Source organism: Capnocytophaga cynodegmi DSM 19736, from assembly GCF_000379185.1.
GTDB classification, from domain to species: Bacteria; Bacteroidota; Bacteroidia; order Flavobacteriales; family Flavobacteriaceae; genus Capnocytophaga; species Capnocytophaga cynodegmi.
In genome coordinates, this window is sequence record NZ_KB900703.1 from 95,709 (window position 1) to 116,496 (window position 20,788).

Below are 20,788 nucleotides of genomic sequence, written 5' to 3' on the forward strand. Positions count from 1 at the left end.
GATTTTTTTATTTTAATTTAGTATGATGATTATTTAAAAATATTCATTTCTTCGTTGTAGATAGGGCTATCTATTGATAAAAAATTTAGTACACTATGAAATACGTGATTTTGAGACAGGCTTTCGAATGATTTTAATTGTTTGGAATTTTCTGAAATCCAAACAATAAATGGAATTTCATATTGTTCTTTTGGTGCTAAGCTCATCGGAAGTCCGTGCATATACAGATTTTTTTCACCTAAAGATTCCCCGTGATCAGAAACATAAAGCATCGTGCTTTTGTAATCTTTTAATTTTTTCAGGTTTTCAATTACTTTATGCAATATGTAGTCTGTATAAACAATTGTGTTATCGTAGGCATTCATAAGTTCTTCCTGAGAACATTTTGCAAGTTCTACACTATTACATACAGGTTTAAAAACTTCGAATTGAGGCGGATATTTTTTGTTGTATGTAGGTCCGTGACTTGTGCTGGTATGTAAAATAATCAATATTTTATTTTTATTGCTTGATGTGATTTGTTCTTTTAGTCCATTAACTAAAATTTCATCATAATCACAACCTTCGCCTTTGCAATTTTCTTTTAAGAAACTTCCCGTTTGATATTTTTCAATATGGATTGGTGGCTCTCCTGAATTGGTAGTTCTCCATATTACTTCAATATCGTTTCTGTATAAATAATTTGGAAGAATTTCATATAAATCGTTCGTGTTTTGATGTTCTAAAATACATTTTACACCTGCTGTAGTGTACGTGGCACAGGAATTAGCCAGAAAATGATATACGTTTTTGGTTTTTGAAAGTAATGGATTTGTATTTTTTGAATAGCCATATAACGAGAAGTTTTGACTTCGTGCTGATTCACCAATTACCAAAACTACTACTGATTTTTCATTATCTCTTATAGTAGCATCAGGTAATAGAATTTCCTTTCGGTTTTCTTGATACTTGTGGATATAAAAAAGAGAAGTATTCACAGTATACGACCAAGGCATTGCTAATCCTCCTAATTGTTTTGAATTTTTATCAATCCATAACCAACTGCTTCCATTTGCAAACGCCAATATAATCATAAATACTAAACTAAGTGACAAAGTAGTAAAAAATTTCTTTACACTTGGTTTAATTATTTTTGCTTTTGTGATATAAATACTCGGAATAATTCCCAAAAAAATGACGTATAATACCATCTTAAATGAAAAGAAACTACTTGATTCTTCGTAATTGGTGTTGAGTACATTGCCAATCATACTTTCATCTACAATAATGCTGTACGTATTGATAAAGTAAACCGCAATTGCATTAAGAATAAAGAAAACAACTAACAGAAATTTACCTACTCTTCTGGATAAAAAGAATATTAAATAGAAAGTAAAAAAGTTTGCAACCAGCATCAAAATTACTAAACTTATGATGGTTATAATTCCGCTGAAACTTTTGGAATCAATATTTTCAAATACAAAATTGAAAAATGGATAATGAAAAAAAACAAAGTTTAGTAAACTCATTAACGCGGCAAAACGCGCGAGACTTAAGCTATTTTTTAAAATTTTGAACATACGATTTTGTTATTATAAATAAAGAAACAATCAAACTAAGCAAAGCCAGATAAAAAACAAACAAATTTTTATCAATTATTTTGGTAATTATAACTATCAAGCAACCTAAGAATATCAGAATGAATATCGGATAAAACTTTTTGTTAGCTATCCAAGTCCATATTTTATATTTTCTGGTTATGAAAATTCCTAAGAGTCCTGATATAAATCCAAATGTGCTGCCAATAATTACATCAAATGGATGATGAGCTCCAACACCTACACGAGTAAAAGCAATAAGCAATCCTAACAGAACCAAACAAACAAACCATAAATATCTGTACGTTCTTTTTTTCGGAGCAAAAGCAAACATACATACAGTAAGCAGCGTGAAAGTAGTTATTGAGTGCCCTGAAGGTAAGCTGGAATAACCAACCAAAGTTTCACCAATGATGTTGAAACTATCATTATCAAAAATTGTTGCGGGTCGGGGAATGTCGAAAATTTCTTTAAATGTTTTTGAAAAAACGAGAGATACCAATGAAGCCGACAACAACGCTTCCCACATTTTTGGAGTATAAATAATTAAAATACTCAACAGCGACATTCCAATAAAAGCATCACCAATTTGCGTTAAGTTATCTTCCAAAATAGGAAATTGAGATAGTTTTCCATTCAAGAAATAAAAAACATTTTTCTGAATATTTACATATCCCATAACGTTTAACGCGTTTTGTGAGTAGAGTAATCCAATAATCGCACCTATGATAAATATGGGTAGAAGTAACAAATAGAATGAAACTTTTTTATAATTATCAGTAATGTAGTCGTTCATTGCGTTTTATTTACAAATTTCAAGCCACAAATATACAATTATTGTGCAGTTATCTGTAAATTACATAATTTGATTATTTATTTTTTATTGATAATCATATTGTTATATTTTTATTTGTACTAAAAGATTTAAAAAATAACTGATTTTTAGTAAGATAGTTACAAAAATATTACTTTAGATTTGGTTATTTCAAATCTGAAAAAGAAAGCATTTTTGTTTTTAGTGTTTTTAGATTTACTTTTGCGTCTTCATTTTTAAAATAAACAATGGAACAAACGCAATCCAAAACAAGTTATTCTATCCTTTTTGCCATAGCCATAGCTCATTTATTGAATGACTTGCTTCAAGCAGTAATCACGGCAAGTTACCCGCAGTTGCGGCAAGAGTTTGGACTAACAATGGCACAAGTGGGAATTATTACGCTTTGTTATCAGCTTTCTGCTTCTATTTTTCAGCCTTTGGTAGGAAATTTTACTGACAAACGCCCAATGCCTTACTCACAGGTTTTTGGAATGTTGTTTACTACTTTAGGAATTATAATATTGTCATATTCAACAAGTTATGCTTGGGTACTTACCGCTGTTTTTCTGGTTGGTACAGGCTCTTCTATTTTTCATCCTGAATCATCACGTGTTGCTTTTTTGGCTTCGGGTGGAAAGCGAAGTTTGGCTCAGTCTATTTTCCAGTTGGGAGGAAATTCTGGAACAGCAATTGCTCCACTTCTCATCGCTTGGATTGTCATTCCTAACGGAAAAATATATGTACTTTGGTTTGTAGTTTTTGCTGTTTTGGCAATCGTAATTCTCTCATATATAGGCAAATGGAGAAGTAATTTCTTGAAGAATTATAACAAATCAGTTAAAAAACAGATAGTTATGCCTGATTTAACACCTCGTCAGGTTACAAATTCGGTGGTAATTTTGTTAGTTTTAATTTTCTCTAAATATTTCTATACTGCAGGAATTACTAACTATTTTCAGTTTTATACAATGCATAAATTTGGTTTGTCCGAAGTTCAGGCACAAGTTTATTTATTTTACTTTTTGGGTGCTGCTGCGTTAGGAACGTTGCTTGGGGGTATCTTTGGTGATAAATTTGGTCGCAAGTTTGTGATTTGGTTTTCTATTTTAGGTGCTGCTCCTTTTGCGTTGTTACTTCCTTATGTGAATCAGCAATGGACAGCTATTTTGATTGTCATTATCGGACTTGTAATCTCATCGGCTTTTCCTGCGATTTTGGTGTATGTGCAAGAATTGCTTCCCAAGAAGATAGGTATGGTCTCTGGACTTTTTTATGGTTTTGCTTTCGGAATGGGCGGACTTGCTTCGGCTGTTTTAGGAAAAATTATTGATTTGACAGATATCGAGTTTGTATACAAATTATGTTCTTTCCTGCCTTTGCTGGGATTGATTGCCTATTTTCTGCCCAATCTAAAGAAGAAAGTAAAGGTTGATTGAATTCCTTCAACTTATAAGAAGTAATTTGATTTTGTGCTTGGCTTAATTTATTTCCAAAAAAAATCTATTATTTTTAGCTTTTCAAAATAAGATTGTATATTTGCGAGGTAGATAATATATCTTCAAACTGATGTTTAATTTTAATATTTGAAAAATCATCTGTTCAGAATAAATGATGATGTAAATAATATGCAAAAGATAGATAAAAAAAGTGTTTTAGAAGCATTACGCAAAATTACGGTTCCAGGTGAAGGAAAAAATATGGTTGATAGCGGAGCTGTACAAAATATCGTTGTTTTTGGTGATGAAGTAGTTGTAGATGTGGTAATTAACAATCCGAGTTTACAAGCCAAAAAACGTACTGAAGTCGAAATTATGAAAGCAATTCATAGTGAAGTTCACGAAAAAGCAAAAGTTTTTGTAAATGTAAAGGTAATTGCTCCAGAACGTCCTGAAATTAAAGGGAAACCCATTCCAGGAATTAAAAATATTGTTGCAGTAGCTTCAGGAAAAGGTGGTGTTGGAAAATCAACCGTTACGGCTAATTTGGCAGTTTCATTGGCAAAAATGGGCTTCCAAGTGGGTTTGTTAGATGCTGATATTTACGGACCTTCAATGCCTATAATGTTCGATGTTGCTGATGAAAAACCAATTTCGGTAAATGTAGATGGAAAATCAAAAATGAAACCCATCGAAAACTATGGAGTGAAAGTACTTTCAATAGGATTTTTTACAAACCCAAATCAGGCTGTTATTTGGCGAGGACCGATGGCGGCAAAGGCTTTAAACCAAATGATTTTTGATGCAGATTGGGGCGAATTGGACTTTTTATTGTTGGATTTACCTCCAGGAACGGGCGATATTCACTTAAGTATTATGCAAGCGATGCCTGTTACAGGAGCTGTAGTGGTTAGTACGCCACAAAAAATAGCTCTTGCCGATGCACAAAAAGGAGTAGTAATGTTTCAGCAGGAAACCATTAATGTTCCTGTTTTGGGAATTGTAGAAAATATGGCTTACTTTACTCCTGAAGAATTGCCAAATAACAAATATTATATCTTTGGAAAAGAAGGTGCAAAACATCTCTCGGAAGACTTAAACGTACCTTTTTTGGGAGAAATTCCGTTGGTGCAAAGTATTAGAGAATCGGGTGATGTGGGCAGACCTGCAGCGTTGCAAGAAAATACCCCACAAGCCAAAGCTTTTGTAGAACTTGCCCGAAATGTAGTGCAAAGTGTAGCGGAACGCAACAAAAGTTTGCCACCTTCCGAAGCAATAAAAATTACAACAATGGCAGGGTGTAGTAGCAAAAAATAGTATTCAAAAAATAAATAAAATGACATCAGAAAATGTAAGAGAAAATGTTTTGAAAGCCTTAAATGAAATTCGACCATTTTTACAAAGCGATGGTGGAGATATCACTTTGGTGGAAATTCAGGACGATAAGATTGTAAAAGTTAAGTTAGAAGGCAATTGCATTGGTTGTAGTGTAAATCAGCTTACACTAAAAAGTGGTGTTGAGATGACTATAAAAAAATATGCTCCTCAAATTGAGCAAGTTATAAATATTGTGTAATTTTTATTAATCAAAAGTTAGTTTTCTGAGAGTTTGTATCAGTTTTCTAACTTTTGATTTTTTAATATTCAAACGCGTCTAAAAAATCTTTGAAATGAGTTCGGCAAAGGAAACCAAAAAGGAATATATCAAACGTAAATTACTGAGTAAGTATCGCTTAGTGTTTATGGATGAGGAAACTTTCGAAGAAAAGGCTTCTATGCGTTTGAGTAGGCTTAATATCTTTGTCGTTGGCTCACTTTTTTCATTATTGGTAATTACTTTAACTACTTTACTTATCATTTATACTCCTCTGAAACAATACATTTTGGGCTTTTCAGAAGTGAAAAATAAACAAGAAACCATTAATCTAGTATTCAAATTAGATTCACTTGAAAATGAAATGAAGAAGAATGAAATGTATTTGGCTTCAATCAAAAAAGTACTTACAGGCGACATTCACCACGAACAAATTAAGAAGGATTCACTTTACGAGGCTTATAAATTTGACCCAAAATCAATTGATTTAAGCCCAAATAAGCAAGATTCATTATTACGCCAAGAAGTCGCTGAGGAAGATCGTTATAATGTTTTTGAGAAAGCTCTTTATCAGAATAAAGAAATTTTGTTATTTCCGCCTGTTTCAGGAGTGATTTCTAACGAGTATCGCCCACAAGCACATCACTATGGTATTGATATTGTGGCTCCTGAAGGAACAGCAGTGAAGTCCGTAGCTGACGGAACCGTTATTTTTGCTGAATGGACGATAGCTACAGGAAACGTTATCATTATTGAACATAAAGGAAATTTGGTATCAGTTTACAAACATAATGCTTCAATGGTAAAAAAACAAGGTGACCAAGTTAGGGCAGGGGAGGTAATTGCCACTGTTGGTAATACAGGTGAACTAACCACAGGACCGCATTTACATTTTGAACTTTGGAGTAACGGATACCCAATGAATCCGAAAAGTTATATTGAGTTTAAGTAGTTCAAAATAGGGAGATTAATTGTAAGATAACTGCTTGAAGAATGTCACTAAAATCCTTTTTAGCCAAAATATTTGCCGCTTCGGTAAGGAAGAAAATCGACCAATGGGCAAATCGTCCTGTCGAGACCCAAGAAAAAGTCTTTCAAGAACTTATCCAAAGTGCCAAAAATACCCAATTTGGGAAAGACCATCATTTTCAAGAGATTATTTCACATTCCGATTTTGTGAAAAATGTACCCATTCGCGATTATGAAGCCTTAAAGCCTTACATTGAGCGAGTTGTGGCAGGAGAAGAAAACGTACTTTGGCAAGGAAAACCCATTTATTTTGCTAAAACTTCAGGGACGACCAGCGGAGCGAAATATATTCCCATTACTAAAGCCTCAATGCCTTATCATATTCAGGCTGCTCGTGATGCTATTTTATGCTATGTTCACCAAACCCAAAAAGCTGATTTTGTCAACGGAAAAATGATTTTCTTACAAGGAAGTCCTGTTTTGGAGGAAAAAAATGGTATCAAATTGGGGCGTTTGTCAGGAATTTCGGCACATTACGTTCCTAAATATTTGCAAAAAAACCGAATGCCTTCGTGGCAAACCAACTGCATTGACGATTGGGAAACCAAAGTAGATGCCATTGTTCAAGAAACTCAAAATGAGGATATGACGGTTATTAGTGGCATTCCGTCGTGGGTTCAGATGTATTTTGAGAAACTTCGGGGAAAATCGGGAAAAAATGTAGGTGATTTATTCAAGAATTTTCATCTTTTCATTTACGGAGGTGTAAATTACGAGCCTTATCGACAAAAATTTGAACATCTTATTGGAAGAAAAGTAGATAGTATTGAACTTTTTCCAGCTTCGGAAGGTTTTTTTGCCTATCAGGATAGCCAAACGGAAAAAGGAATGCTATTACTGCTGAATTCGGGTATTTTTTATGAATTTATCAAAGCAGACGACTTCTTTTCTGAAAATGCAAAAAGATTGACTATCAAAGATGTAGAGGTTGGGGTAAATTATGTGATGATTATTTCAACCAATGCAGGATTGTGGGCGTATAATATTGGCGATACGGTGCAGTTTACTTCAACCAAGCCGTATCGGGTGGTAGTTTCGGGTAGAATTAAGCATTTTATTTCTGCTTTTGGCGAACACGTTATCGCTAAGGAAGTTGAGGAAGCGATTCGTAAAGCTACAGCAGGAACAGATGTTCGCATTACTGAATTTACCGTTGCTCCACAGGTAAATCCCGACCAAAACGAATTGCCTTACCACGAATGGTTTATCGAATTTGAGAATGAACCTGCTGATTTAAAGTCGTTTGCATTGAAAATTGATGCTCTGATGCAAGAGCAAAATTCGTATTACTTTGATTTGATTCAAGGCAAGGTGCTTCAACCACTGAAAATCACTAAAGTAGCAAAAGATGGTTTTTCCGATTATATGAAATCGTTGGGTAAACTCGGCGGACAAAACAAAGTACAACGCCTTGCCAACGACCGAAAAATAGTGGAAAAATTGAAATTGGTATAGAAAGTGAAATATTGGTGATGTATTGAAATTTTCAATCTATCTTACGGAAAAATACCTAACAATATTTTAAACCAAAAAAGATAAATAAAAAACCTCAGAAATTTTCTGAGGTTTTTTATTTAGTATTTTCGAAAATTTTTACTCTTCTAAGACTGAAAATTCTGCTCCTGAAGCAAAATCTTGATTGTAGAGCTGTGTTAGTGCCGTAAATCGGATATAACGGGCTTTGACAGGTTTTTCCAAAAGTACTCGTTTGAGTTCCGCACTGGAATCAAATGTTCCCTTCTGAATTTCAGTCCAATTTTTGCCATCTGTGCTTACCGAAAAGCTGTATTCTTTCACTTTGCTACTCCAACTATCGTAAGGCAAATACGTAAATCCTTTAATGGTACGTATTTCGCTCATATCAAAGTCCACCCAATGCGGATATTTTGCCACTGTAACTGAGTACATCGTGTGCCATATTGTATTCGGATTACCATCAACTAAGTTCTGAGCATCACCTTCGCCTGATTCCTCACTACTTGCAGAAATTACTCGGATAGGAATATTTTCTATACGGTTGAAATTCATTTCTACTTTTGAGTCTGGCTTTCCTTCAAACCAAGCGGTTACTTTTCCTCCTTTTCGTAGTGGAATGGGTAGATTATATTTTGAAGGTTTTCCTTTTCCATCAATGGTATAAACGATTTTAGCAAACTCGTCTGCTGAATTAATACTCACATTTCCAAAATAATCGCGTGAAATGGAAATAGGAATTTCCCCTGACGCCTTTACGCCTACCATTGCTTCGATATTTTCGCTACGAACAGGACGAATCATAAAACCTGTGATATGCGAACCTCCGGATAAAACACGATCTTTTGAAAGAGGCGCTCCTTGTCCACAGCTGTTTCCGCCTAAGCCTGTTACAGCAATATCTAAATTAAGATATGTGTCCTTAGCCTCAGGCAATTCGTGTGGATGTCCTGCTAAAATCATATCTTTTGCTGTGTATTGCAATGCAGAAGCCGACATTGGCTCATTCGGAATGAAAATCGCTCCATTTCCTTGATTGTCAGTAAGCGAAATCCAACGTACTTCTTCGTGATTGCCCATATCTTGTGGTTTTGGGAAATGTACAAACTCGTCCTTCACTTTGCCTGAAAATTGCTCAATAAAAGCTCCCGTTTTTCGGTCGTTATAGTTATCGTGCTTTCCACGTCCGTAATAAGTTAAGTTTTCGTACTTCTGCGGAATAGTCATCACGTACCCTAAGCGTGGTAACGTCAGCCACAAATCGTTAGACGTAATAGCCGATTGCAACTCTATACTTCCGTCAGGATAAATCGTATATATCTGATTTGTAATAAATTTGAAGTCTTTTTCTCCAAATTTTCTATCGGTTAATTCTTCTATTTTATTTTTACCCGAGCTGGTTCCTCCGTGAATTTTCGCTGCATTCGGAGCTTGTGAAACCACTGTGAAATATACGGAAACTGAGCCATTTTTGTTTTCAACTACTTTGTTGGAAGTGGCATTGTGTTTCAAATTATGTAAACCTTTTTCAAACCACTTTTCATAAAACCAATTATCGTTATTCACGAAAGCCCGTTGTGCATTGATTTGTGGTCCGTTGCCGTCAGTGATAATACTTTCATTTCCGTATTGCAGACTAAAAATACTTCCTGTTTTGGTGTCGAATTTTGCCATAAAATTGCTGTTTTTCAATACTTTCAGATTTCCTTCATCAGAAAGTTCAATTTTCCCGCCTTTGGCAATTTGTAAAATAGAAGGTCTTTGTGTTGGTGATTTCAACAAAAATTGTTCTTCTGCCTGAACGTATCCTTTTTCTGCCCAAGGTTTATCTTCTTTCAATTTGAATTGAATTTTTAAGAAATATTCCGAAGTGGGTTTTAAAAGCGATTGATTATAAGGTACTTTTACAGATTTTCTGCTTCGTGCCGGAATGTTGCCAATGGCTAAATTTCCTTTTTCAATTGATTTTCCGTCTTCAAACAAAAACCACTCTACATCATAATCCGATAAATCCTTGAAATAGTTTTTGTTAAAGATTTCAATTATTTTTCCGTTTTTAACTTTGCCTCCGTCTAACGATTCTAAAGGCTGAGAAATAACTTCTTGTAAATCTTTAATTGTAACTCCAACATATTGATACACTTTTTTCACTTCGTAATATTGCGGTTTGGGCGTCATATCCGCAAAAATAATTCCATTCATAACAAACTGACCATCATTCGGATAGTCGCCAAAATCACCTCCATAAGCAAAGTAGCGTTTGCCGTCTTTGGTGTAGTTGTACATCGCTTGGTCAATCCAATCCCAAATTGCACCACCGCAAATGAAATTGCTCGATTCGATAGCTTCCCAATAATCCACTAAATTTCCAACGGCGTTACCCATTGAGTGAGCGTATTCCGAAATGTGGAACGGAAATTTTTCATTAGTTTTTCCTTCTGCTCTTAACTTAACTTTACTAACGGCAGGATATTGGTCTGAACCCATATCAACAATATCGTTATTTCGCTCATACTGAACAGGTCGCGAAGCATCAAATTTTTTCAGAGCGTTGTAAGCCGTAACGAAGTTTTCGCCTGGTCCTGCTTCATTTCCAAGCGACCAAATAACAATCGAAGGGCTATTTACCGTAGCGTGAGCCATTTCCAACACCCGAGCAACGTGTGCTTTTTCCCATTCCTTGGGGTGCGAGAGCGATTCTTTTCCGTAGTAATACTGATGCGATTCGATGTTCGCTTCATCTTCCAAATAAATACCATATTTGTCGCACAAGTAGTACCAATATGAGTCGTCAGGGTAATGCGAATTTCGTACGTGATTGATGTTCGCTTTCATCATCAATTTTACTTCGTCTTCCATTTGTTGGCGTGTAATGGCGTGACCCACAGACGGATTGGTTTCGTGACGGTTTACTCCTTTGAATTTCACCGTTTTTCCGTTTACGTAGAAATATCGTCCTGCTTTGCCAAACTCGTCATCTTCGGCTTTGGTGTCTTTAATTTCTACTTTTCGGAAACCTGTATAAGTCGAAATGGTTTCTACGACTTTTCCTTTGGCATCTTTGAGCTGAGCCACCAAAACGTAACGATGCGGAAATTCACTCGACCATTTTTTCGGATTTTCTAACGGAAATTTCGTTTTAATGACCGATGATTTTTGAGAAGAAATATCAAATGAAGCAGAAAAAATAGGTTTTCCAACTTCTTTATTTTCATCAGAATAGAGTTTGTTTTCGTATAATGAATATTCTATTTTGTAGCCTTTGGCTTGTTTTTTGTCCAAATTGCGGATTTCTGCCGAAATGTTCAATTCTCCGTTCAGGTAGTTTTTATCTAAATCAGGAATCACTTGCAAATCAAGGATTTGTACTTTTGGAACGGAAGTTAAAGCCACCGTACGGAAAATTCCCGCCAAACGGAACATATCTTGAGCTTCAAGGAACGAACCATCGGAATTTCGGTACACTTCCACCGCAACTGTGTTTTTGCCTTTTTGCAGATATTTAGTAATGTTGAACGAAGCCAAATTGCGTGAATTTTTGGAAAAACCAACGTATTTTCCGTTTATCCACAGATAGAAAAAGGAATCCACACCATCGAAATTGATAAAAACTTCACGATTTTTCCAATCCTGCGGAATGGTAAATTCGCGTCGGTACGAGCCTACTTCGTTGCGGTATTCATAAGTTGTCCAATTTGTTGGTGGAGTTCGCATTACGCCTTTTCGCCAATCGTCCACTTTACGTTCGTGGTAGAAAATCACAGGCTGATTGACGTAAATTGGTATGCCATATTTTAGGGTTCCATCTTTTTGAATGCCGTAGATATTCCAATTTGAAGGCACAGGAATTTCCTCCCACGCAGTTACGTCATAACTCGGTTTGAAGAAATCTTTCGGACGCTTATCGGGTGTTTTTACCCAATGAAATTTCCAATTTCCGTTGAGCGATTTCCAATATTTGGAATTTTCGGGCAATACTTTTCGTGCCGACTGTTTATCAGCAAACGAGAAAAAATAGGCTTTGGGCTGTTCTTTGTTAAGTGAAAGTTCCTCCACTGACTCCCATTCCTTGCCTGTGGGAGCTTGTTGGTCACCATAAGCATAGCCAAGGAGAGGCTGCTGTTGAGCGAAAATAAAATTGGAAAACACCAATCCTACAATCAAACTTACTTTGTTAATGTGTTGTATCATAATTTTAGTTGAAAAAACAATTTGCACAAAGGTAATGAAAAAATTGACGGTTTCCAATGAAAAAAAGACAAAGCCCAAAAAAAATGGGCTTTGTCAAAATCCTATTTACTTAATTTAAAACTTATTGGATAAACGAAATTTACTGCAATATTTTTACCTTTGTGTTTTGCTGGAATAAGTTCAGGTAGCATTTCTATGAGACGTTTTGCTTCTTCTTGAAGTAGCTTATCGCCTCCTTTTAACGATTTTACAACAACCTTTCCTTCAGCGCCTATGACAAAAACCACGGTTACCTTACCTTGTAGATTATTTTTTAAAGCAGCCTCTGGATATTTGAAATTACGTGCTATGTGTGCGTCCATTTTTTTTCTGAAGCAATCTAAATTTTCACTTTCAGAAACATTCTCACACTCCTTAAAGCGAGGTGTTTTATCTACTTTCGTAAAGGGAAGTGTGTCATTCACAACTTGATTGTTTGTAAGTTGAGGTTCAGCCACTGAAATTTTTGGAAGGTTTTCCGATAGATTGTTTTGCGGAGCATTACCTGCCGAAAGCATCAGCACTGAAACTGCCAATGCAGGGATTGCCAATAAGTATTTTGACATTCCTTTTGTCGATTTTTGTTTTTGTTGTAACATACTTAGTCTTCGTTTGATAAGTTTGGGAGCAGACCAATAACTGGTAAGTAAATCAATCTTGGTTCCCAAAGCTTGGTTAATAAGTGTTTGATAATAATAGTTTTGAAACTTAGGGTAGGTTTGTTTATCGGCTTCAAATTCGTGTGCTTCTACCAATCGTTTCTGATAGAAATACAACAGCGGATTAAACCAAAAAACAATCTTCATCAGTTCCAAAAACAACAAATCAAGCGAGTGCCACTGCTTTTGATGCACTTTTTCGTGTTCAATAACACAAGTTTCTTCCGCTTGTTCTTTGCCTACATAAATGTTATTCATAAATGTGAAGGCTTGGGTCAAATCCTCTAATAGGAAAATACGAGTTCCGTTCAGAACCACCCGTTGTGAACGGTTCAATAGGTGGTTCAACCGTATTATTTTTATGATGAAAAGCAATCCGAAGCATACTGCCCCGATACCGTAAATCATTTCATACCAATTGATAATGTTTGTTTTGGAAGCTTTTGCTATATTTTCTGAAGTTGTATTGGCATAGGCGACAAATTCTTCCAAACGGATAGCGGCTGTAATATTATCGTTTGCCAAAGAAATCGGGAAAAAAGGCAATATTAATGAAAGTGCAATTCCCGATAGCAGAAAAAAGCGATTTATCCTAAAATAAGGCTCGTTTTTGAAAAACGCTTCGTAAAGCAATAAAAACAAAAGCTGTACGAACATCGTTTTAACTGAATATATTAAAAAGTTTTCCATCACTTTTCCTTTTTAAGTTTTTGCAATAGGTCTTCTACATCTTTTAAGTCGATGTCCTTTTTTTCAACAAAGAAGGAAAGCATCGATTTAAAAGAACCTTTAAAATAATTTTCAGCCAAGTCTTTGAGTGATTTGTGACTGTAAATTTCCTTCGATACTATTGGAAAATAGATAAATCCTCTACCTTGTGGCTCGTGACTGACAAATCCTTTATTTTCCAATATCCGAACCACTGTTGATACCGTGTTGTAGGCAGGTTTGGGGTCATTTAGTTGTGCAATGATATCATTGACAGTGCCTTTACCTAGCTGCCACAATACTTGCATAATTTCTTCTTCGGCTTTAGTAAGCGTTTTTATAGATTGAGACATTAACTTATTATTTTTATACGACAAATATACAAACTATTTTTTTAGTTACAACTATTTTTTTAGTTTTATTGTATAAAAAAATTTGGTTCTAAAAAAATAGAATCAAATTTTATGGTTATTAAAAATTAATTTACAATTACTTATGGTTTATAAAGTAATTAATTTTATTTGTTATAAAAATGTATTGCTTAAATTTTTCCTGCAATACTTCTTGAAATAAAGGCGGGTTTGCTTCCTCCTACTTTTTGTGCGTAAAAATAAGATTCTACATCTTCTGAATTTGGGTCGACTAATTTATGTTCACTTACATAGCCTTCTATTTCATCATTAAAAAAAGTTTCAGATAAAAAATTAATATCATATTCTTTAATGATGTAGTTTTTATTATTCTCCAACGAAATCATATCCAAAGCCCATTGGGTGTACTTAACGTTATTTACGTGTGAGTTCACATCTAAATCGCTAACTTTTACTTTGAATTTATTTGATAATGTCATTGATTCAGGCAACGTTACACGTTCTGTTCTAAAACCGAGTCCTCCATCGGTTCGAGGCATAAAAATATGCTGAGTTTCGGAAATATCAATTGGCTTTCGCGATTGTATATCAAGTGTTATCCAAGTACTTGCACATTCTCCTATTTTTCTGTCATTAGAAAAAAGTTCGAATTCACGAAAAGCATACACACCTTGCACAGGTAATGACCACGTTTTGATGGTAACTTGTTCATTCCATTTAGGATAATAAAACATTTTTAATTTCTGTTGAATTAAAGCCCAAAAGAAGCCTTTTTTCACTAAATCTTTATATCCGAAACCTAAATGAGAAGCGTGCTCAGCAGCAATATCTTGTAACATTCCTAAAACACCATACAATCCTAATTGATTGTTTAAATTGATTTGTGTGCTTCGTACTTTATAATTTTCCGTAAAAATTTGCATTTGTGTAGAACTATTTTTCAAATTTTGGACGCAAATTTAAGATAAAAAAGCGATTCTGTATATCTATTTTTACAAAATTGCGTAATTCCTAATTTCTTATTTTGTATTAATCATAACGTTAAGGTAATAAAAGTGAAAGATTTTTCTTCTGAATAAACAGATTGATGATTTTTCTAATAAATAAACGCTCCACAATCGGAGCGTTTATAATTCTGATTTTATTTATTTTTTAATCCCACTGATTATTCGTGGATAGAGCGTATTTTCCACCGCCCGTAAAAGCTAATGACAAGGCTCCGAAGAGGAACAATCCTGCAAGTTCTGCCACCCAACCGCCGTGCTGCGTGAGGGCAAAAAGGTTGTCGTATCCTAAGAACAGAATCATTAAACCTGTGGCTGCCAATACCAATGCCGAGATACGCGTACGGAAACCAATTACGATGAGTAGCGGTGCAATGATTTCTCCCACAAAAACACCATAGCTGATAAACGTTGGTAATCCTTTGGCTTCCAAAAGCGACTGAATGTACCCTAATGCTCCTGAGTTCAGTAATTTATGGATTCCGTGTGGAATCATTAGCAGTCCTACGGACAGACGAAGAATTAAAAGTCCTAAATCTTTGTTTTGAAATATGTTCATTTTATTTTAATTTTTTTATGGCAATTGCATTGGCACTTCCATCAACAGAACTTGTGAATCTTCAAGAGCTTGTAAATTAAATTCTGAAGTATCGTAAATTCCGTAACCATCTCTTTGGTCTAATACTTGGTCGCCTATTTTTGCTTTCCCTTTGATAACGAATACATACACTCCATTACCTTCTTTATTTAGCTTGTACGTTTTTGAGTTTCCGGAGGTAAAGTTCGCCATATTGAACCACGCATCTTGGTGAATCCATACGCCTGCGTCATCAGGGTTAGGCGATAAAATTTGTTGGAAATCGTTGATTTTCTTATCTTTTTCGATATTGATTTGATCGTAACGAGGTTTAACTCCTCTTTGACGAGGCAAAACCCAAATTTGCAAGAATTTCACAGTCTCACCTTGGTTGCCGTTCATTTCGCTGTGCATAATTCCCGTTCCGGCACTCATCACTTGGATTTCTCCTTTACGAATAATCCCTTCATTACCCATACTATCGCCGTGTTTTAGGTCGCCCTCCAAAGGAATACTGATGATTTCCATATCGCGGTGTGGGTGTGTTCCGAAGCCCATTCCACCTTTTACGGTATCGTCATTTAATACACGAAGAACACCGAAGTTCATTCTCTGTGGGTTGTAATATTCTGCAAAGCTAAAAGTGTGGTAACTGTTTAACCATCCGTGGTTTGCGTGTCCTCTGCTGTCTGCTTTATGATAAACTGCTTTCATTTGTTTGTTGTTTTTATTGTTTGATTTTGTTTTTTGTCCGAAACTGTAACTGCTCAAAAGAGCTACACCTAAAAAGAATAAAATTTTTCGCATCGATTTAATTTTTTTAATACTTCGTTATTGATGATGCAAAGATACTACGGACATCCACCTCCAAACATTGATATAAATCAAGAAAGAATATCTTCTGAAATAACTTATTCCTTCAGTATTTTAATATATTGAAATATAAATAATTACTTATTCACTCTAAAAGAATAAAATCTGTATAAACAAGGCAAATGTAGAAGTTTTATTGATTATATGCAAGGGGGTGTTTTAAAAACAAAAAAGTCGGTTTTTGACCGACTTTTAAATTTATAAACTTTACGAAAACCCAAACTTATACGATTTCGGTTTGTATTTCTATCTGATTGGTAAGTAGCTTGTGTATTGGGCAAGATTCTGCTACTTTGTGCAGTCTTTCGATTTGTTTTTCGTCCAGATTGCCTTTGAAATGTATTTTTCGGGAAAACACCGCTTGGCATTCGGTGGCGTTGTTTTCTATATCTACATCTATTTCAATGCTTTCCACTTCCCATTCCTTCCGATCCATAAATATTTTCAAAGTGGCAGCGGTGCAACTTGCCAATGAACTCGCCAATACTTCCAGCGGGTTAAAACCCTTATTTTGTCCGCCCAAACTTACAGGTTCGTCGGTAATTATCTTATTTTCACCTGCTACAATTTCCGTATAGAAATTGGTTTTTCCTAATGTTGCTTTTACACTTGCTTTCATTTTTCTAAGCTTTAAGCTATATGTCGTAAGCAATAAGCTAGTTATTTTAACTATTCTTATTATTTTCCTTGCCTACAACTTATCGTAAGCGGGGAATTTCGGACTTACGATGCGTTTCCATTCGGGATGTTTTTGGATGAATGCAAACACATACGGGCAATACGGCATCAGTTGTTTTCCGCTTTCTTCGATGTAGTGTAGCGTTTTTTCTACCAATGCTGCGGCCGTTCCCGTTCCTGCCAATTCCGCTGCCGCTTCGGTGTGTGTCAGGGCAATAAAACTATCTCTTTCCTCGAAATCGATAAAGGCAAGATGACCGTTGTTTTCGAGTTCAAAACGATTTTTTTCATCGTTTTTTACCAATGGTAAATGTTCTAATTCGGGTTTCACTATTGTGCGATTTGTTGTTTAAAGTTTTCTATCGTGTTGATATGCTCTTGTTTCAATTCAGGATTGGTAATTCCTTCATTGGCATCGAAATTCTGTCCGAACTTCGGCAAAGAGAATACCCCTTTGATATTTCCGCCGTAGTGAGGAAGCGTTTTTTGAGCCACATCTAAAACATTTTTACCGCCGTATCCGCCCGGTGAAGTTGCCATAATTAGCATCGGTTTATCTTGGAAAACGCTCTTATTGATACGCGAAGCCCAGTCGAAAACATTTTTGAAAGCTGCTGCAAAATTTCCGTTGTGTTCTGCAAACGAACAAACGATGGCATCAGCTTCTTCTATACACTGCAAAAATTTATGTGCCTGTTCCGGAGTCCCTTTTTTCTCCTCATCGGAAGAGTAAATCGGCATAGAATAGTCGTTTAAATCCAACAAGTTGATGTCGCTTTCCCCGAAATGCGTTAGGGTGTGTTCTACTAATTTTTTGTTGATGGAAGTAGAAGATGTACTTCCTGCAAAAGCTACTATTTTCATTGTTTTAATATTAAATTTTCAGGGTGTAAAGGTATTTCTTTTCGTTAGATTTTTCATTGATATGGGTCAAGAAAGTTTTTAAATATGGTATTGTTCATTTTTTTAAATTTTCATTACAAAATTAAGTTGATATTGGATAATTATTTCAAATTATCCCGTTTCATTCCTACTCTTCTCATTGGTTCATCATTTTTTTCTTCTGATAGTGATATAAAATCATCTAACATCATCCGTGTCCGTCTATACCTTGAATATAAATCCTTTCGAAAATTGGGTAATGAACTCATGCCTTCTTCTATAAAATATTCCAATGGTTTATGTAAATCTTTGATACACTCAATTAATTCGAAATTTCTTGTTTCATAAGCTACTTGTGTCAATCTTTCAACAGAGTTAATCATATCTTCAAAAGCTCTTGGATTGAATTCTCTTTCTCTTTCAAATCTTCTATTAATTGATAACTCTCTAGTTAAAGAAAGGATTTCTTCAATCAAATCTCTTTCTGTTCTTAGCCCTTTATTCTCTATACTTTTTGCACTTTCTTCTACTTCTTTAATCTGCGACTCCAATTTTGTCCACCACATATCAAAGACGCTATCAATGACATCAGGAGATAACGAGTTTTCCCCTAATTCTGAATTAATCATATTAACAACTTTTTTCATTTCTGTTTTTGAAAATTTAGCTGCTTGAAATTGAACTAAGGGACCTTGTATATCAGAGGGTTCAACACCAAAAAGTAGCGGTACAACTTTTGATTTTTCAATATTCTTGGATAAAGCTCCTGCTTCAAACATTATCCAGCTACTATCTAAGTTATCTTTTGTAAGGCAAATTATGCCAATTTTTGAGGCATCTAGTTCTTTTGATATTTCTGTACTCCAACGAGTTCCTTTAGTTATATCGTCAGGAGAATAGTAGGGTTTAACTGCTTGGATAACACCAGGTATCCATTGTCTGAAAATTTCGGCAATATTTTTTGAAAGTTCTCCTGACCAGCTAATAAATATTTTCATTTTATTCATAATTTTAATTATACCTTAATTTTTATATCTGTCGCAAAGATATAATTTTTTCGTACCAAAAAAACTTCAATATTATAAAATGCACCAAAAATTAAAAAACCATCCCTTTCAGGACGGCTTTTAGTTAAAATTATTTACTTTTCAGCGGATAGGTAGGCAGTGGCACGAAATCGTCTTCATCGTCAATGACTTTTGGGAAGGCTTCGTGGTTTTGTTCTTTCCAGTTTTGTTTAGCTTTTTCTATTTTTTCTTTGTCGGAGCTCACGAAATTCCAAAACATAAATCGTTCTTCAGGAAAAGGCTCTCCACCGAAAATATACACCACCGAATTTTCACTCATCTCAAACTCGCATAACTTACTGTTTTTAGCCACTAACAATTGTTTAGAGCCATAGTCGTTCCCCTCAATGTTCACCGTGCCTTCCAGTACATACATTGCCGCTTCTCCGTAGAGGTCTTCGCCGATGTGGAGTTTGGTTTTCTCCTTGGCTTTCAGTTCAATGAAAAACAACGGGCTATGCACAGGTACGGGCGATTTTTTCCCAAAAGCCTCTCCAGCAATCAGTTTTACCTGTACGCCATTTTCCTCCCAATGCGGAAGCTCCTCCGCTTCGATATGATGAAAACTAGGGTCGCAATCTTCCAAATGTTTCGGTAGAGCCACCCAAATTTGGAGTCCGTGTAGTTTTTTCTCCGTATTTCTTAGATAATCAGGTGTTCTTTCGGAATGCACCACGCCTTTTCCTGCCGTCATCCAATTGACCGCTCCAGGCTGAATTTCCATTTGCGAACCGATGCTATCTCTGTGGAAAATAGACCCCTCGAACAAATAAGTGAGCGTAGAAAGCCCAATATGCGGATGCGGTGCCACATCCAAATTCTGATAATCTTTCAGGTCGGCAGGTCCCATATGGTCGATGAACGCGAAAGGTCCTACCGCTCTTTTTTCGCGAAAAGGAAGTAATCTTCCTACCAAAAAGTTGCCGATATCTGCTGCTTTTTCTTCTAATATAATTCCGATGTTTGACATATTTTTTGATTTTAATTGTTCTATGATGCAAAAGTAGCGTATTTTTTATTCCTAACTATTGACATAGGACAATAACGAAATTATATTTTTAAACCACATAGAAACATAGGTTTTTTCTATATTTCTATGTGATTTTTATTTCTACGAATTTTTCTATTTCTTAGCTTGTTTAGCTCTGATACGGCTTAGCGTTTCAGGAGTTACCCCCAAAAAGGAAGCGATAGAATACTGCGGAACGCATTGTACCAATTTGGCGTATTTTTCCAAAAATCGTTCGTAGCGTTCTTGTGCGGAGAGTGCCAATACAGAATAAATTCGCTCCTGATAATTTTGCAGATGTCGTTCTAAAAGTATGCGATAGGCTCGTTCCAATTGAGGAATATCTTTGAGGAGCTGTTGTTTTTTGTTATAAGAAATGGTGTAAACTTCGCTATCTTCCAAAGCCTCTACAAACATTTTACTCGGGGTACGACGATTGAAACTTTCAAAATCACCAATCCACCAATGCTCTATGGCAAAAGACAAGATAATTTCATTGCCTTGAAAGTCGATATAATAATTTTTAAGACAGCCCTTTTTTACAAAAAACTCAGATTCACAAACCTCTCCCGAACGCAACGGAAAATCTCCTTTGGAAAAAGATTTTAATTCAAAACTATTATCTATCAAGTTTTTTTCTTCGATAGAGAGTTCCACCAACTTTGAAAAATATTCACTAACCATCATTGCCTATCAATTTTGGAGGTAAAGATAATACAAATTTGGTTAGAAATTTTCTGTTGAAACAAAAAATCAGAGCTTTTACAATCATTGTAAAAGCCCTGAGATTAGTTAGTGATTGAG

General features: G+C 35.3%; 19 protein-coding genes. 5 read left to right on the plus strand and 14 right to left on the minus strand.

What is annotated here, in order from left to right; all coding sequences use genetic code 11:
- Positions 1-29 precede the first annotated feature (29 nt).
- Together eptA and YW9_RS0100405 are read right to left on the minus strand one after the other, a co-directional pair.
- Positions 30-1,550, minus strand: a complete 1,521-nt coding sequence (gene eptA / locus YW9_RS0100400) for a phosphoethanolamine--lipid A transferase EptA (RefSeq protein ID WP_026193691.1) — start codon at positions 1,548-1,550, stop codon at positions 30-32.
- Positions 1,537-2,373 carry a phosphatase PAP2 family protein gene (locus YW9_RS0100405; protein ID WP_018278196.1) on the minus strand — a complete coding sequence of 279 codons (837 nt, stop codon included), beginning with the start codon at positions 2,371-2,373 and terminating at the stop codon, positions 1,537-1,539. The genes eptA and YW9_RS0100405 overlap by 14 nt, the downstream gene beginning before the upstream one ends.
- Before the next feature lie 266 nt (positions 2,374-2,639).
- Here YW9_RS0100405 and YW9_RS0100410 point away from each other — a divergent pair, with 266 nt between their 5' ends.
- From YW9_RS0100410 to YW9_RS0100430, 5 genes are all read left to right on the plus strand, one after another.
- Complete coding sequence (locus tag YW9_RS0100410) at positions 2,640-3,830, plus strand: MFS transporter (RefSeq protein ID WP_018278197.1); 1,191 nt, start codon at positions 2,640-2,642, stop codon at positions 3,828-3,830.
- A gap of 189 nt (positions 3,831-4,019) precedes the next feature.
- Complete coding sequence (locus tag YW9_RS0100415; RefSeq protein WP_018278198.1) at positions 4,020-5,147, plus strand: Mrp/NBP35 family ATP-binding protein; 1,128 nt, start codon at positions 4,020-4,022, stop codon at positions 5,145-5,147.
- Between the two features lie 19 nt (positions 5,148-5,166).
- Positions 5,167-5,406 carry a NifU family protein gene (locus tag YW9_RS0100420; RefSeq protein ID WP_018278199.1) on the plus strand — a complete coding sequence of 80 codons (240 nt, stop codon included), beginning with the start codon at positions 5,167-5,169 and terminating at the stop codon, positions 5,404-5,406.
- A 94-nt stretch (positions 5,407-5,500) separates the two neighbouring features.
- Positions 5,501-6,376 carry a M23 family metallopeptidase gene (locus tag YW9_RS0100425; RefSeq protein WP_018278200.1) on the plus strand — a complete coding sequence of 292 codons (876 nt, stop codon included), beginning with the start codon at positions 5,501-5,503 and terminating at the stop codon, positions 6,374-6,376.
- A gap of 41 nt (positions 6,377-6,417) precedes the next feature.
- Positions 6,418-7,908: a GH3 auxin-responsive promoter family protein gene (locus YW9_RS0100430; protein WP_018278201.1), complete on the plus strand. Its 1,491-nt coding sequence runs from the start codon at positions 6,418-6,420 to the stop codon at positions 7,906-7,908.
- A gap of 138 nt (positions 7,909-8,046) precedes the next feature.
- On the opposite strand, the gene YW9_RS0100435 is transcribed toward YW9_RS0100430, so the two are convergent.
- The 12 genes from YW9_RS0100435 to YW9_RS0100495 form a co-directional block, all read right to left on the minus strand.
- On the minus strand, positions 8,047-12,117 hold the full coding sequence (locus YW9_RS0100435) for a glycoside hydrolase family 2 TIM barrel-domain containing protein (protein WP_018278202.1): 4,071 nt from the start codon (positions 12,115-12,117) through the stop codon (positions 8,047-8,049).
- 101 nt (positions 12,118-12,218) lie between these two features.
- Positions 12,219-13,505, minus strand: coding sequence for a M56 family metallopeptidase (locus YW9_RS0100445; protein ID WP_018278203.1), 1,287 nt, complete (start codon positions 13,503-13,505; stop codon positions 12,219-12,221).
- Positions 13,505-13,876, minus strand: coding sequence for a BlaI/MecI/CopY family transcriptional regulator (locus YW9_RS0100450; RefSeq protein ID WP_018278204.1), 372 nt, complete (start codon positions 13,874-13,876; stop codon positions 13,505-13,507). Before YW9_RS0100450 ends, YW9_RS0100445 begins: the two co-directional genes overlap by 1 nt.
- 188 nt (positions 13,877-14,064) lie before the next feature.
- Positions 14,065-14,817: an acyl-[acyl-carrier-protein] thioesterase gene (locus YW9_RS0100455; protein WP_018278205.1), complete on the minus strand. Its 753-nt coding sequence runs from the start codon at positions 14,815-14,817 to the stop codon at positions 14,065-14,067.
- 229 nt (positions 14,818-15,046) lie between these two features.
- Positions 15,047-15,457 carry a DoxX family protein gene (locus YW9_RS0100460; protein ID WP_018278206.1) on the minus strand — a complete coding sequence of 137 codons (411 nt, stop codon included), beginning with the start codon at positions 15,455-15,457 and terminating at the stop codon, positions 15,047-15,049.
- 15 nt (positions 15,458-15,472) lie between these two features.
- Positions 15,473-16,189, minus strand: a complete 717-nt coding sequence (locus YW9_RS0100465; protein WP_026193694.1) for a pirin family protein — start codon at positions 16,187-16,189, stop codon at positions 15,473-15,475.
- Between the two features lie 382 nt (positions 16,190-16,571).
- The gene (locus tag YW9_RS0100470) at positions 16,572-16,967 is read right to left on the minus strand and encodes an OsmC family protein (protein WP_018278208.1); all 396 of its coding nucleotides are present in this window, start codon (positions 16,965-16,967) and stop codon (positions 16,572-16,574) included.
- 72 nt (positions 16,968-17,039) lie between these two features.
- Entirely contained in the window at positions 17,040-17,357 is a 318-nt protein-coding gene (locus YW9_RS0100475) for a GNAT family N-acetyltransferase (RefSeq protein ID WP_002664345.1), read from the minus strand.
- Complete coding sequence (locus tag YW9_RS0100480) at positions 17,357-17,890, minus strand: NADPH-dependent FMN reductase (protein WP_018278209.1); 534 nt, start codon at positions 17,888-17,890, stop codon at positions 17,357-17,359. Before YW9_RS0100480 ends, YW9_RS0100475 begins: the two co-directional genes overlap by 1 nt.
- 140 nt (positions 17,891-18,030) lie before the next feature.
- The gene (locus YW9_RS12950; RefSeq protein ID WP_167933604.1) at positions 18,031-18,906 is read right to left on the minus strand and encodes a toll/interleukin-1 receptor domain-containing protein; all 876 of its coding nucleotides are present in this window, start codon (positions 18,904-18,906) and stop codon (positions 18,031-18,033) included.
- Positions 18,907-19,045: 139 nt separating this feature from the next.
- Entirely contained in the window at positions 19,046-19,945 is a 900-nt protein-coding gene (locus tag YW9_RS0100490; protein WP_018278211.1) for a pirin family protein, read from the minus strand.
- Between the two features lie 153 nt (positions 19,946-20,098).
- Positions 20,099-20,671 (minus strand): Crp/Fnr family transcriptional regulator, encoded by a 573-nt coding sequence (locus tag YW9_RS0100495; protein ID WP_018278212.1) that lies wholly within the window; start codon positions 20,669-20,671, stop codon positions 20,099-20,101.
- Positions 20,672-20,788 lie beyond the last annotated feature (117 nt).